Genomic DNA, 12,761 nt, shown 5'->3' on the forward strand with positions numbered 1-12,761 from the left:
CTTGTTTGGCGGGCCTCACGTTCGGTGCCCCACTGGGTGCAGCAGCACGTCAGTACTCTTCCGCCAGCATGATGCTCAGGACCCGCACGCAGGCGGCCGGGTCCGACGGATCAACAGCGTGTGAGGTCATCGAGGCGTCGTAGTAGTCGATCTTCCAGAAGATCCGTTGAGCGCCGACGGTCACGGCCCCGAAGTCGTGTTCGCCGTAGGGGTCGTTCCGCTCGTCGAATTTGTCGAAGTGACGAACAGCCACCAAAGCAGCTGCCGCCATGCCAGGCCCGCCGGCCATGATGCCTGAGCTGACGAGGATGCGCCCTCCGACGTGCTGACGCCGCAGTCGGTCGTTGAGCGCACGGATGCGCTCGCGTCTTTCAACGTTCATGTGTTTTGTCCTGTGGAATGGGCAGCGGTGCGGGTGATCGCAAGCACTGGCTTGAGTGCTGCCGGCCTGTTGGAGGCCGTCCTAGAGACGGCCTATGGGTAGTGGGCTACAGCCCGAGGACGAGCCGACGTTGGGCGTCTGAGTCGCCGTCGATGTATCCTTGGGTCACTTCAATTGAACGGTGACCTGCAAGCAGTTGGATGTCGCGGAGGCTCGCGCCGGCGCGATGGGCGTTGCGGGCCGCAAAGGTGATGAAAGTCCTACGGCCGGAGTGAGACGAGCAACCAGACGCTCCGATGTCGTGGAAGAGGGTTTTGAACCAGTTCACCAAGCTATTGGCCTGCATCCGGTGCCCACTCCGTAGCGAGCGGATGACGGGGCCGCACCGGTCGGTCCTAGCGAGAACGAGGAGTGCGGTTCTTAGCTCCGGGTGGAGGGGTATCCTTCGGCCGCCGCTCTTTTTGGCAATCCTATTCTCTACAGTGAGGCTGGTGCCGACGCGCCCTAACGGGTCAAGCAGCATGGACCAGTCAAGCGCTGCAATTTCACAAGCCCGGAGACCCGCCCGAAGAGACAACAGGAAGATCGCAATATCTCGCTCGGCTGAATGGCGTTTTGAAAGATGCCGTAGTGCCCGTCGAACAACGGGGTCGGTTAGAAGTTTAGCTTGTTTTCCTGGCATTCTGCGGTCCTTGCGCGCAGCCAAAATCGCTCGCTAAGGGGCGAGGGTCTCGGGCATGAGTTGTGAGGATGTGCTGCCCAGCGCGCACTGGGCTGGCATGCTTATTATAGCATAAGCCACGGATAACGCAATAGAAAAAACAATGTTCGTGCAACATCGGGGGCGGTACGAGCGATGACGCATGCGGCTTGCATGCGTTAGACAGACCTGTCATAAACGCATGCAGGAAGGATGTTTTTATGCGCAGAGCTGAGCTACTTCAGATCGTGGGAATACCCGCGACGACCTACAACGCCCTAAACAACCGCGGCCACCTCCCTTTTGCGGGCCGCGCCACGGCCACGGGCTGGACTGACTTCCAGGAGGAACAGGCGGTCCGCCTCGCTTTGCTAATGGACCTCGCAAGGGCCGGCCTGCCGCAGAGTCATGCTGCAACTCTGGTGCGCAATCATTTTGATGACCTTTTAGATCTGGCAAACGAGGGCAGACCCAGCGACGCCGGCCGCTTCCTGTTTGGGGGCGCAACCCTTGAAACCACTGAACCGGTCAGGGCCGCGGAACCCGTCATAAGACCAATCATCGCGGTAACCGGCACCCTTGATAAGGCCATTCGACGTGTCGCCGTTGATCACGGCAGCGGGTCGGACGTTCAGATGTTAGCCATCGTTCTGGTGGACGTGACCACCACCATTTCAGCGCTCTATAGGCGTGTCCGCACCTCCGACGTTCCCAACGCCGAGATGCAGCAGTGGGCCATTCTGTTTGGGGCAGAGAAGGGCCGATTGATTTCGCCGCGGGGGGAACGGTGGTGAGCTCAACCAGTGCAGGTGGTGAGGAAAGCGTCGGCCGGGTTCGCCGGTCTGTATTGCCGTCAAGTTGCCCTCCACGAGGTTTGGGGCGGGCGGCAGCGGCGGAATATATTGGCGTTGGGGTCAGCAAGTTCGACCAGATGGTTGCGGACCGCCGTATGCCGACCGCCAAGGAAATTGACCGCCGCAAGGTATGGGACCGCATAGAACTGGATGAGGCATTCTCGGCTCTGCCGGCAGAGGTTCCCGAGAACCCCTGGGATGCAGTGCTGTGAAGCGCCGTCCGCCATACGCAAGCTACTATCGCGACCGTCACGGGGTGGTTCGGTGGCGGTTCCGGAAGAAGGGCTGCCAGGAAAGCCAGACCCGGGAGCCTTTCGACAGCCAAGCATGGTGGGCTTGGTATGAAGCAGCCAATCTAAATTTGGTCCCTCCCATAGGGTCTTCCCGAACCCGGCCAGGTTCAATCGATGCTCTAGCCGTAGAGTTTTACGCCTCTGCAGAGTGGCAGTCGCTGCGGCCTACGACGCGGCGCACGTACAAGGGGATCCTCGACCGGTTCCGCGACCTGAAGCTCGCTTCAACACGATGCGGCTTCCTGCCGGTTGCTCAGCTGCAGCCCAAACATATCCGTAAGATAATTGATGGGATGGCCGACCGCTCCGCGGCAGCCAACAACCTGCTCAAAATCATACGGGTCGTCTTGGGGTTTTCTGTCGACCGGGGTTGGCGGGACGACAATCCCGCGATTCACATCAAACCTCTTAAGCGCCGGACGGATGGCTTCCTGACTTGGTCGGAAGAAGACATCAGCAAGTTCGAGACCCGCTGGCCGCTTGGGTGCAAGGAGAGGCTCGCCTTCGACTTGCTACTCTACACGGCACAGCGTTCAGGTGACGTTAGGCGTATGGGGCCGCAGCACGTTCAGAACGGCTACATCCGGGTTGTCCAGGAGAAGACGGGTGAGGCGCTGGAGCTCCCCGTTCATGCAAGGCTGCTGGCGTCCCTCGACGCGGTGCCGACAGCCCACCTAACGTTCATTGTGACAAAGCACGGCGAACCGTACACCGCGAAAGGGTTCAGCCAGTGGATCAGTGAGGCGGCCAATCAGGCCGGCTTACCTCGTGCCGCTTCCGCGCACGGTCTCCGGAAAGCGGCCGCGCGGCGGCTCGCGGAAGCTGGCTGCTCGGCTCACATGATCATGTCCGTGACCGGGCATCGAAGCCTCAAAGAGGTCGAGCGCTACACCAGGGCAGCGGGGCAACGCCTCCTGGCGACATCGGCGATGAGCCGCATTACGGGAACATAAGCAGCACAACCGTTGTCTAACTCTGTCGACCGACCTCGGGAAGTTAGACAAAAACGCGTGTAATGTTTTGTTATATAACGTAAAAACAGCGCGCCTGGCGGACAGGGTGGGATTCGAACCCACGGTAGGCTTTCACCTACGGCGGTTTTCAAGACCGCTGCCTTAAACCACTCGGCCACCTGTCCGTGTTCATCGAGCGGACTGGCCGCATAGCGCCAAACGGGTCGTTAACCAAAGCGGAAATGTCTTTGGCCATGCTGATCGTCTTCACAGGCGGGGACATGGCCGGAATTATTTCCAGGAAAGCGCTTCGGGGCGTCGTCGTTGCGGCCTTGCTGTCGCTGGTCGCGGCCTGCGCCGGCGTTGCCCGGCCCGAGGCGTCGCGTCTGCCTGTGGTGACGGATCCGGCCCCCATCGTGCCCGGCGCGATGCGCCGGTATCAGGTGCGCGGCCGCTGGTATCAGCCGGCCGAACAGCCGGGCTATGACGAAACCGGTCTCGCCTCCTGGTACGGGGATCAGTTCAACGGCCGGCCGACCTCCACCGGCGAGCGGTTCGACATGCATGCACTGACGGCGGCTCACAAGACGCTGCCGTTGCCCGGACTGGTCGAGGTGACCAACCTGGCCAATGGCCGCCGGATCGTGGTGCGGGTCAATGACCGCGGGCCCTTTGTCGACAACCGGATCATTGACCTTTCGCGCGGCTCGGCCGAGGCGTTGGGCATGCTGCAGGTGGGTGTGGGAGAGGTCCGGGTCCGCTATCTGGGCCGGGCACCACGGACCGGCGGCGGGACGACGCTTCAGTATGCGGCCGCACCGGATCGAGCCCCACCGGCGGACGCGGAATCATCCTCGCGCGGGGCCTACTGGATCCAGGCCGGGGCCTTCTCGGACCGCCGCGCCGCGCGGCATGTCGCCGATCAGCTCGGTGACCGCGCCACGGTCGACGTCGATCGGACCGATGGCCTTTTCCGGGTCCTCGTCGGGCCCTGGCCCGATCCCAATGCCGCCGAACGGTCGCGGCAGGCGGTGATTGCACGCGGATACGCTGACGCCCTGTTGATATCGGCGCGCTGAGGCTTGCTTGATTGCCCGCCGTCGCCATTGTGCGCCGGTGACCCAGGGCAGATTCATCACGTTCGAAGGCGGCGAGGGGACCGGCAAGTCGACCCAGGCCGCGCGGCTGGTCGACCGGCTGCGCGCGCGTGAGCTGGAGGTCGTCCAGACCCGTGAGCCGGGCGGGTCGCCCGGGGCCGAGGATATCCGCGCCATCGCCCTGAACGGAGATGCCGGGCGCTGGTCACCGGTGACCGAGACCCTGCTGATGTTCGCCGCCCGCAGTGACCATCTGGAGCGTACCATCCGGCCCGCGCTCGAGGCCGGCCGCTGGGTGGTCTGCGATCGTTTCGCCGATTCCAGCCGCGCCTATCAGGGTGTCGGCGGGGGCACGCCGGCGGCGTTCATCGAATCGCTGGACGCAGCTATCGTCGGTGCCACCCAGCCGGACCTGACGCTCATCTTCGACCTCCCGGTCGAGGTCGGGCTGGAGCGGGCGTTCGGCCGCGGTCAGTTCGAGACCCGTTTCGAATCCAAGGGTCTCGAGTTCCATGCGCGTCTGCGTCGCGGCTTCCTCGACATCGCTGCGCGGTATCCCGAGCGGTGCGTCATCATCGACGCTGACGGCGATCAGGACACGGTCGAGGCCCGTGTATGGGCCGCCGTCGAGGCCCGGTTGCCGTGAGTGAACACGCACGGGATCGATTCGACCTGGTCCCCGATGCGGCGGCCGAAGCCGCCTTCCTTGACGCGTTCGGCAAGGATCGGCTGCACCACGCCTGGCTGCTTTGCGGCCCCGAGGGTTCGGGCAAGGCGACCTTCGCCTTCCGCGCCGCGCGCCGCCTGCTGGGGGCCGCGCCCGATCCGTCGCGGGGGCCGCTTGGAACCAGCCCTGAAGATCCGGTGGCGCGGCTGGTCACGGCCCGGTCCCATCCAGACCTGCTGGTGCTTGAGCGGGCCGTCGAGGGCGGCAAGACGAAGAAGTCGATCTCGGTCGACCAGGCCCGCGAGCTGCCCGAATTCTTCGCCAAGAGCCCGTCCCAGGCGCGCTACCGCGTGGCCATCATCGATGCCGCCGACGACCTGAACCTGAACGCCGCCAATGCCTTGCTGAAGGTTCTTGAAGAGCCGCCCGAGCGGGGCGTACTGTTCCTCGTCACCCATGCGCCGGGCCGGCTTTTGGCGACGATCCGTTCCCGCTGTCGTCGGCTGGCCTTTCCGGTCTGGCCGCTGCATGCCCTGGAGGAACTGGTCCGCAATCGCACGGGTGTGAGCTCCGCCGAGGCCGCCCGGATCGCGGGCATGGCCGGCGGCTCACCGGGCCGGGCGCTGGCGCTGGCGTCCGGTGCGACGCTGGAAGCAGACCAGTTGGCGCAGGCCTGGGTTTCGGCACCGAGCGTGGATCGCGCCGAGGCCCTCGCGGTCGCGGACAAATTCCGCGGACCCGAGGGGCAGGACCGGTTCGAGACCCTGATGGACCGGCTCTCGGCGGCCGTGAAGGTGCGGGCGCTGGAGGAGGGGGCGTCCGGCGCGCGCTGGGCGGATCTGTGGAGCCGTCTGGCAGAGTTGCCGGACCGGACGGCCGCAATCAATCTGGACCGGGCGGATGTGCTGGCGGGGGCCCTGGCCGACCTGCAACGGGTCAAGGCAGGCGGCGGATGATCATCGACAGCCACGTCAACCTGCATGCGCATCAGTTCGATGAAGACCGCGATGCGGTGATCGCAAGGGCCCGCGAGGCCGGCGTTCAGATGATGGTGGAGATCTCCGACAAGCTGTCGACCTTCGAGGCCACCCATGGGCTGGCCATGGCCCATGACGACATCTGGTGCACGGTCGGTGCCCATCCGCACGAGGCGAAGGACCATGTCGACCTGACCGTCGACCGGCTGATCGAACTGGCTGGAAGGCCGCGGGTGGTCGGGATCGGGGAGTGCGGGCTGGACTTCCACTACGATCTCAGCCCGCGCGATGTGCAGGCGGCGGTGTTCCGGACCCATATCCACGCCGCGCGCAGGACTGGCTTGCCGCTGGTCGTGCATACGCGCGAGGCGGATGACGTCATGGCCGGCATCCTGGCCGAGGAGCAGGCCGACGGGCCGTTCCGGTTCCTGATGCATTGCTACACCAGTGGGCCAGAACTCGCGGAAAAGGCAGCCAAACTCGGTGCCTGGTTCTCGGTCTCCGGCATCGCCACCTTCAAGGCGGCGAACGAGGTGCGCGAGATCGTGGCCGGCATGCCGCCCGAGCGGATCATCGTGGAGACCGACTGTCCTTATCTGGCGCCCATGCCGCACCGGGGGCGGCGCAATGAGCCGGCCTGGGTGGTTCACGTCCTCGACAAACTGGCTGAGATCCGCGGCTGGAGCCGGGGCGAGGCGGAGGCGCGCACGACCGAAGCCTTCTTCGCCCTGTTCGACCGCATACCGAGGCCGGAGGGCGCATGAGCGAGTCTGGCGCGCTGGAAGTCGTGATCCTCGGCTGCGGCTCGTCCGGCGGCGTGCCGCGCGGAGACGGCGACTGGGGCGACTGCGATCCCGCCGAGCCGAAGAACTATCGTACCCGCTGTTCGCTGCTGGTGCGCCGGCACGGGGCGGACGGGGTGACCAGCGTGCTGGTCGACACCTCGCCGGACCTGCGCGCCCAGATGCTGGCGGCGAACGTCCGCCATGTCGACGCGGTCCTCTACACCCATGACCACGCCGATCAGGTGCATGGCATCGACGATCTGCGGGTCTTCGCCATGCGCGCGCGGCGGCGCATTCCGGCCTGGATGGACGTCGCAACGCGCTATGCCCTGACCGGGCGGTTTCCGTATATTTTCAAGACCCAGGAAGGCTATCCGGCCATTCTGGACGAGATGGCGATCCCGCCGCATGGAGAGCCATGGGCGGTCGGGGGTGCGGGCGGCGCGATCCCGGTCGTGACCTTCGACCAGGCGCATGGCCCGATCCGCTCGGTCGGTTATCGCATCGGGCCGGTGGCCTATTCCAGCGACGTGTCTGACCTCGACGAGGCGGCGATCGAGGCGGTACGCGGCTGCGAGTTCTGGATCGTCGACGCCCTGCGCTGGACCCCGCACCCGACCCACGCCCATGTCGACAAGACGCTGGACTGGATCGCCCGGTCCGGCGTGAAGCGGGCCGTTCTGACCAATCTGCACCTCGACCTCGACTACAACGCCCTGAAGGCCGTCGTGCCGGCCAACGTCGATGTCGCCTACGACGGCTGGTCGGCCCGTCTGTCCCTTGAGACCGGAGCGCCCCGATGAAACGTCTTCTGCCTTTGGTTTGCGGCCTGGCCGCCCTGCTTCTGTCCTCGACGGCGATGGCCCAGCCGGCGCCGCTCGAAGGCGATTTCACCGCGGCCGGTTTCACCCTGACCTCGGGCCAGTCGCTGCCCGAACTGCGGATGCACTACCGCACCCTGGGGCAGCCGCGCCGGGGTGCCGACGGTCGGGTCGAGAACGCAGTCCTGCTGCTGCACGGCACCGGCGGAACCGGCGCGCAGTTCCTGTCGCCGCAGTTCGCGGGCGAGCTGTTCGGGCCCGGCCAGCCGCTCGATACCGCGCGCTACTACATCATCATGCCCGACAACCTCGGCCACGGCGGGTCATCGAAGCCGTCGGACGGGCAGCGGGCGCGGTTCCCGGAATATGGCTATGCCGACATGGTCGAGGCGCAGCGGCGGATGCTGGTCGACGGGCTGGGCGTGGACCGGGTCCGGCTGATGCTGGGCACCTCGATGGGCTGTATGCACATCTTCGTCTGGGCCGAGGCCCATCCCGGGTTCGCCGAAGCGCTCATGCCCATGGCCTGCCAGCCGACGGCCATCGTCGGGCGCAACCGCCTGTGGCGGACCATGCTGAAGGACGCGATCCGCAGCGATCCGGCCTGGGCGGGCGGCGACTATGCGGCCCAGCCGATCGAGGGCCTGCGCACGGCAGTTGATCTGTTGTTGCTCGCGGGCTCCGCGCCGATGGCCATGCAGCAGGATCTGGCGACACCGGCGGCGGTGGACGGCTACCTGGCCGCGCAGATGGACCGACGCCTGCCGGCGCTGGACGCCAACGATCTCTGGTACCAGGTCAACGCCTCGTTCGACTACGATCCCTCGGCGGGGCTGGAGCGGATCACCGCCCCGATGACCTGGATCAACTCCGCCGACGACTTCATCAATCCGCCCGAGCTGGGACTGTCGGAGCAGTTCGTCCCGCGGATCGCCGGCGTCCGCTATCGGCTGGTTCCCAACAGCGCCGGCGGGAAGGGTCACGGGACCCACACCTGGGCGGTGTTCTGGAAGCGGGACCTGATCGACCTGCTGGCGCGGACGGACCGCTAGTCGGCCAATAGCCAGATGGCTCCGAACCAGAAAAGGACGGCGCCGCATACGGCCAGGAACAGGCTCACCGGGCGGACGCGAACCAGGGCGGCCTTGCCGAACCGTAGCTGAATGGCGCCGACCGAAATCATGAACAGGACCATGCCGAGCCCGAGCGCAATGTAGAACAGATAGAATTTCCACTGCTCGACGTAGAATTCCGACCCGTGATTGCTGAAGGCAAAGGTTCGACCAGTCGCCGGGTCGGGGATTGGCGCACTGTCCTTCCCCAGCGCGAAAAAGAACACGAAGGCCCCCAGCCCGATCGACCAGGCCTGATAGGCAACAAAGGTCAGCGCGGTCAGAGTCCCGGGTCGGATGGCCGGGCCCGGATTCATCCTAGGCGCCCAGCAGCCGGGCCGCCTGCGGGGCGAAATAGGTCAGGACCCCGGCGCAGCCCGCGCGTTTGAAGGCGTGCAGGCTTTCGAGGATGGCGCGGTCCTCCTCGAGCCAGCCGTTGGCCATGGCCGCGCGCATCATCGCGTATTCGCCGGACACCTGATAGGCGAAGGTCGGGACTTTGAAAGTCTCCACAACGCGTTGAACAATATCGAGATACAGCATGCCGGGCTTGACCATGACGGCGTCGGCGCCCTCGGCGATGTCCATGGCCACCTCGCGCAGGGCCTCATCGGAATTGGCGTGGTCCATCTGGTAGGTCTTCTTGTCGCCGGTCAGGGCCTTGGCCGAGCCGACCGCATCGCGATAGGGGCCGTAGAAGGCCGAGGCGTATTTCGCCGCATAGGACAGGATCAGGACGTCGTGGAAGCTGTTGGCCTCCAGCGCCTCGCGGATGGCCTGGACCCGGCCGTCCATCATGTCCGAGGGTGCCACGACATCGGCGCCGGCGTGGGCGTGGATGAAGGCCTGTTCCGCCAGCCGCTCGAGGCTGGCGTCATTGAGGATGCGGCCGTTCTCGACCACGCCGTCGTGGCCGTGGTCGGTGTAGCAGTCCAGCGCCACGTCGGTGATGACGCCGATCTCCGGGGCCGCGTCCTTGATCGCCTTGATGCAGTCGGGGATCAGGCCGTCGGGGTCGGTCGCGCCGGTGCCGATGGCGTCCTTGATCGCGCCGTCGACGTTCGGGAACAGCGCGACAGCGGGGATGCCGAGGTCGCGGGCCTCGACGGCGGCGGCGGCGGCGGCCTTGGGCGACAATCGATAGACGCCGGGCATGGAGGCGACCGGAATGCGATCCTCGGCACCGTCGTGCACGATCAGCGGCCAGACCAGATCGGCTGGCGTCAGGACCGTCTCGGCCACCAGCCGGCGCACCCACGGGCTGCTGCGCAGGCGACGGGGCCGGGCGTAGGGAAAGGCGGCGGGGGCGAACGGCTGGGTCATGGTGCGCTCTCTAGCTTCCTTATCCCGCGGGGAGAAGGTTCAAGCCCTCTCCCATCGGAAGAGGGGACCGGATAGAAGCCCTCCAAAGACTCGAGGAAACGCCCCATGGACTTCGCTCTCAACGACGATCAGCGCGCCATCCAGGACGCGGCCCGCCAGTTCGCTGACGCCGAACTGGCCCCGCACAGCGCCGAATGGGACGAGACCAAACATTTCCCCGTCGATGTGATGAAGCACGCGGCCGAGATGGGCTTTTGCGGCATCTACACCGGCGAGGAACACGGCGGCATGGCCCTGGGCCGGGTCGAGGCGGCGCTGATCTTCGAGGAACTGTCGCGCGGCGACGTGTCCACGGCGGCCTTCATCTCGATCCACAACATGGCCACGTGGATGATCGACAGCTTCGGCTCCGACGATCTGCGCGGCCGCTTTGTGCCGCGGCTGACGACAATGGAGCTGATCGCCAGCTACTGCCTGACCGAGCCGGGCTCGGGCTCTGACGCGGCCGGCCTGCGCACCACGGCGAAGCGGGACGGTGACCACTGGGTGCTGAACGGCTCCAAGGCCTTCATCTCCGGTGCCGGCACGTCGGACGTCTATGTGGTCATGGCCCGCACCGGCGCGGACGGCCCCAAGGGCATCTCGACCTTCGTGGTTGAGAAGGACACGCCCGGCCTGAGCTTCGGGGCGCAGGAAAGGAAGATGGGCTGGAACAGCCAGCCCACGGCCATCGTCGCCTTCGACGACTGCCGCATCCCGGCGGCCAATCTGCTGGGAAAGGAAGGCGACGGCTTCCGCTACGCCATGATGGGTCTGGACGGCGGCCGGCTGAACATCGCCGCCTGTTCGCTGGGCGGCGCCCGGCTGGCGCTGGAGACGACCCAGGCCTATGTCACGACCCGCAAACAGTTCGGCAAGTCCCTGGCGGACTTCCAGAATACCCAGTTCAAACTGGCCGACATGGCGACCCAGCTGGAGGCCTGCCGGCTGATGGTCCTGCGCGGGGCCTGGGCCATCGACACCAACCACCCCGAGAAGACCAAATGGTGCGCCATGGCGAAGCGCATGACCACGGACGCCTGTTTCCAGATCGCCGACGAGGCCCTGCAGCTGCACGGCGGCTACGGCTATCTCAAGGACTATCCGCTGGAGCGGATCGTGCGTGACCTGCGGGTGCACCGGATTCTGGAGGGCACCAATGAGATCATGCGGGTGATCACGGCGCGGGAGATGCTGCGGCAGTAGATTTCTTTCGGAGGTCTTCGATGCTTGGATTCGCCATCACTCTTTTGTCCATCGGTCTCTTGGAGCCGCAGGCCCAGCAGGCCGAGGCTCGACACTGGAGTAACGGCCAACTCGCATGGGCGAGGATGCCGTTGCCTGACTTTCCGGTCCGTGAGGCCGGAACGGTCCAGGCGGAAGTGACCTGCACGGTGGCGGAAGCAGGGCGGGTAGAGGATTGTCAGATCCTGCGCACCGCGCCTGATGGGACACGCTTTGGCCGGGAGGTGATCCAGAGCATGCGCCGTGCCCGCCTCGTCGAGGGCCGCGCCAGCACGGGCGACACCATGAGCTTCGTTCTTTGGGCCTGCGATTCCGCCTCCGAGGTCGAGCGCTGCCAGAAGATCGACTGGCCAGCGACTGAACAGTAGCGGCTCGCCATGCCGCGACATCGAGGCTGGACGGGCCGGCCGCCCCCCCTTAGGTCAGCGCCATGAGTGAGTCCGAAGTCCTGACCCGCGTCGATTCCGGCGTCGGGCGTATCACCCTGAACCGGCCAAAGGCGCTGCACGCGCTGAACCGCGCCATGTGCGAGGCGATGACGGAGGCCCTGCTGGCCTGGCGGTCTGACGATGCGGTCAAGTCCGTGCTGATCGATCACGCCGGCGAGCGCGGCTTCTGCGCCGGCGGTGACATCCGGATGATTGCCGAGAGCGGGGCCGGAGACGCGTCGGAGGCGAAAGCCTTCTTCATGGTCGAATACCGGCTGAATCATCTGATGTTCGACTATCCCAAGCCGATCACCGCGATCGTCGACGGCATCGTCATGGGCGGCGGGGTCGGCATTTCGGAGCCGGCGGACGTCCGCATCGCCACCGAACGGACGACCTATGCCATGCCCGAGACCGGCATCGGCCTGTTTCCCGATGTCGGCGGCGGCTGGTTCCTGCCGCGCCTGCCGGGTCAGGCCGGCGTGTGGCTGGCCCTGACCGGGGCGCGACTGAAGGCGGCCGATACCGTCTTCCTCGGCATTCACAGCCACTATCTGCCGGCCGACGCGCTGGATGCCTTCCGCCTGATCCTCGCCGCCGATCCGGCCCATCCGATCGATGTCGCGGACGGTCTCGAGGCCGACCCGGGTGAAGCCCCGGTCGAGGCCCATCTGGCCGCCATCGACCGGCTGTTCGCCTTCGACACGGTCGAGGAAATTTTCGCGGCCCTGGACGCAGACGGCTCCGACTGGGCCCTGGCGCAGCTGGCCACGCTGAAGACCAAGTCGCCGCAGTCGCTGAAGGTGACGCTTCGCCAGCTGCGGCTCGGGGCGGCCATGCCGTCGTTCGCGGACAATATGGCGCTGGAGTACCGGCTCGGCGGGCGCGTGGTCCGGACCCATGACTTCCAGGAGGGCGTCCGCGCCGTGGTGGTGGACAAGGACAATGCGCCGGACTGGTCGCCCGCCGACCTGTCGGGCGTCAGCGAGGCCGACCTCGACCGCCTGTTCGCCCCGCTGCCTGAGGGCCAGGCATGGACGCCGCTGGACTGAGGCCTTGCGTCCGCGACGGTTCCGGGGCGTAGC

Annotated in this window: 15 protein-coding genes and 1 tRNA gene; 11 read left to right on the forward strand and 5 right to left on the reverse strand. The window is 66.1% G+C overall.

Annotated features, from left to right (window positions below):
* Positions 1-49: 49 nt before the first annotated feature.
* Both KB221_07515 and KB221_07520 read right to left on the reverse strand, forming a co-directional pair.
* On the reverse strand, positions 50-382 hold the full coding sequence (locus KB221_07515; GenBank protein ID WIY67968.1) for a DUF3768 domain-containing protein: 333 nt from the start codon (positions 380-382) through the stop codon (positions 50-52).
* A 106-nt stretch (positions 383-488) separates the two neighbouring features.
* Positions 489-1,064: a site-specific integrase gene (locus KB221_07520; protein WIY67969.1), complete on the reverse strand. Its 576-nt coding sequence runs from the start codon at positions 1,062-1,064 to the stop codon at positions 489-491.
* A 239-nt stretch (positions 1,065-1,303) separates the two neighbouring features.
* Between KB221_07520 and KB221_07525 the strand changes: the two genes are divergently transcribed.
* Positions 1,304-1,876: a hypothetical protein gene (locus KB221_07525; GenBank protein ID WIY67970.1), complete on the forward strand. Its 573-nt coding sequence runs from the start codon at positions 1,304-1,306 to the stop codon at positions 1,874-1,876.
* A gap of 646 nt (positions 1,877-2,522) precedes the next feature.
* Positions 2,523-3,182: a tyrosine-type recombinase/integrase gene (locus tag KB221_07530; GenBank protein ID WIY67971.1), complete on the forward strand. Its 660-nt coding sequence runs from the start codon at positions 2,523-2,525 to the stop codon at positions 3,180-3,182.
* Positions 3,183-3,277: 95 nt separating this feature from the next.
* On the opposite strand, the gene KB221_07535 is transcribed toward KB221_07530, so the two are convergent.
* Positions 3,278-3,367, reverse strand: a tRNA-Ser gene (locus tag KB221_07535).
* A gap of 57 nt (positions 3,368-3,424) precedes the next feature.
* Here KB221_07535 and KB221_07540 point away from each other — a divergent pair.
* The 6 genes from KB221_07540 to KB221_07565 are packed head-to-tail and all read left to right on the forward strand — an operon-like array spanning position 3,425 to position 8,581.
* A complete protein-coding gene (locus KB221_07540) occupies positions 3,425-4,261 on the forward strand; it encodes a septal ring lytic transglycosylase RlpA family protein (protein WIY67972.1) in 837 nt (278 codons plus the stop codon).
* 37 nt (positions 4,262-4,298) lie between these two features.
* Positions 4,299-4,925 (forward strand): dTMP kinase, encoded by a 627-nt coding sequence (tmk, locus tag KB221_07545; protein WIY67973.1) that lies wholly within the window; start codon positions 4,299-4,301, stop codon positions 4,923-4,925.
* Positions 4,922-5,902 carry a DNA polymerase III subunit delta' gene (locus KB221_07550; protein WIY67974.1) on the forward strand — a complete coding sequence of 327 codons (981 nt, stop codon included), beginning with the start codon at positions 4,922-4,924 and terminating at the stop codon, positions 5,900-5,902. The genes tmk and KB221_07550 overlap by 4 nt, the downstream gene beginning before the upstream one ends.
* Entirely contained in the window at positions 5,899-6,687 is a 789-nt protein-coding gene (locus tag KB221_07555; protein ID WIY67975.1) for a TatD family hydrolase, read from the forward strand. Before KB221_07550 ends, KB221_07555 begins: the two co-directional genes overlap by 4 nt.
* Positions 6,684-7,511, forward strand: coding sequence for an MBL fold metallo-hydrolase (locus tag KB221_07560; GenBank protein WIY67976.1), 828 nt, complete (start codon positions 6,684-6,686; stop codon positions 7,509-7,511). The genes KB221_07555 and KB221_07560 overlap by 4 nt, the downstream gene beginning before the upstream one ends.
* A complete protein-coding gene (locus tag KB221_07565; GenBank protein WIY67977.1) occupies positions 7,508-8,581 on the forward strand; it encodes an alpha/beta fold hydrolase in 1,074 nt (357 codons plus the stop codon). Before KB221_07560 ends, KB221_07565 begins: the two co-directional genes overlap by 4 nt.
* On the opposite strand, the gene KB221_07570 is transcribed toward KB221_07565, so the two are convergent.
* The gene (locus KB221_07570) at positions 8,578-8,958 is read right to left on the reverse strand and encodes a hypothetical protein (protein WIY67978.1); all 381 of its coding nucleotides are present in this window, start codon (positions 8,956-8,958) and stop codon (positions 8,578-8,580) included. The two genes, KB221_07565 and KB221_07570, sit on opposite strands and share 4 nt — an antisense overlap.
* Position 8,959: 1 nt before the next feature.
* A complete protein-coding gene (hemB, locus tag KB221_07575; GenBank protein ID WIY67979.1) occupies positions 8,960-9,964 on the reverse strand; it encodes a porphobilinogen synthase in 1,005 nt (334 codons plus the stop codon).
* A 105-nt stretch (positions 9,965-10,069) separates the two neighbouring features.
* Here hemB and KB221_07580 point away from each other — a divergent pair, with 105 nt between their 5' ends.
* From KB221_07580 to KB221_07590, 3 genes are all read left to right on the forward strand, one after another.
* On the forward strand, positions 10,070-11,209 hold the full coding sequence (locus KB221_07580; protein ID WIY67980.1) for an isobutyryl-CoA dehydrogenase: 1,140 nt from the start codon (positions 10,070-10,072) through the stop codon (positions 11,207-11,209).
* A 20-nt stretch (positions 11,210-11,229) separates the two neighbouring features.
* Positions 11,230-11,616 (forward strand): hypothetical protein, encoded by a 387-nt coding sequence (locus KB221_07585; protein ID WIY67981.1) that lies wholly within the window; start codon positions 11,230-11,232, stop codon positions 11,614-11,616.
* Between the two features lie 62 nt (positions 11,617-11,678).
* Complete coding sequence (locus KB221_07590; protein WIY67982.1) at positions 11,679-12,728, forward strand: enoyl-CoA hydratase/isomerase family protein; 1,050 nt, start codon at positions 11,679-11,681, stop codon at positions 12,726-12,728.
* Positions 12,729-12,761: the final 33 nt, after the last annotated feature.

Source organism: Aquidulcibacter paucihalophilus (assembly GCA_030285985.1).
Taxonomy (GTDB): Bacteria; Pseudomonadota; Alphaproteobacteria; order Caulobacterales; family Caulobacteraceae; genus Brevundimonas.

What these genes read in the sequence shown, in the direction of transcription:
- KB221_07555 (WIY67975.1), top strand. Translation starts at nt 5,899, where the DNA reads ATGATCATCGACAGCCACGTCAACCTGCATGCGCATCAGTTCGATGAA.
- KB221_07530 (WIY67971.1), top strand. Translation starts at nt 2,523, where the DNA reads ATGGCCGACCGCTCCGCGGCAGCCAACAACCTGCTCAAAATCATACGG.
- KB221_07540 (WIY67972.1), top strand. Translation starts at nt 3,425, where the DNA reads ATGTCTTTGGCCATGCTGATCGTCTTCACAGGCGGGGACATGGCCGGA.
- KB221_07580 (WIY67980.1), top strand. Translation starts at nt 10,070, where the DNA reads ATGGACTTCGCTCTCAACGACGATCAGCGCGCCATCCAGGACGCGGCC.
- hemB (WIY67979.1), bottom strand. Translation starts at nt 9,964, where the DNA reads ATGACCCAGCCGTTCGCCCCCGCCGCCTTTCCCTACGCCCGGCCCCGT.
- KB221_07520 (WIY67969.1), bottom strand. Translation starts at nt 1,064, where the DNA reads ATGCCAGGAAAACAAGCTAAACTTCTAACCGACCCCGTTGTTCGACGG.
- KB221_07585 (WIY67981.1), top strand. Translation starts at nt 11,230, where the DNA reads ATGCTTGGATTCGCCATCACTCTTTTGTCCATCGGTCTCTTGGAGCCG.
- KB221_07560 (WIY67976.1), top strand. Translation starts at nt 6,684, where the DNA reads ATGAGCGAGTCTGGCGCGCTGGAAGTCGTGATCCTCGGCTGCGGCTCG.
- KB221_07570 (WIY67978.1), bottom strand. Translation starts at nt 8,958, where the DNA reads ATGAATCCGGGCCCGGCCATCCGACCCGGGACTCTGACCGCGCTGACC.
- KB221_07590 (WIY67982.1), top strand. Translation starts at nt 11,679, where the DNA reads ATGAGTGAGTCCGAAGTCCTGACCCGCGTCGATTCCGGCGTCGGGCGT.
- KB221_07515 (WIY67968.1), bottom strand. Translation starts at nt 382, where the DNA reads ATGAACGTTGAAAGACGCGAGCGCATCCGTGCGCTCAACGACCGACTG.
- KB221_07525 (WIY67970.1), top strand. Translation starts at nt 1,304, where the DNA reads ATGCGCAGAGCTGAGCTACTTCAGATCGTGGGAATACCCGCGACGACC.
- KB221_07565 (WIY67977.1), top strand. Translation starts at nt 7,508, where the DNA reads ATGAAACGTCTTCTGCCTTTGGTTTGCGGCCTGGCCGCCCTGCTTCTG.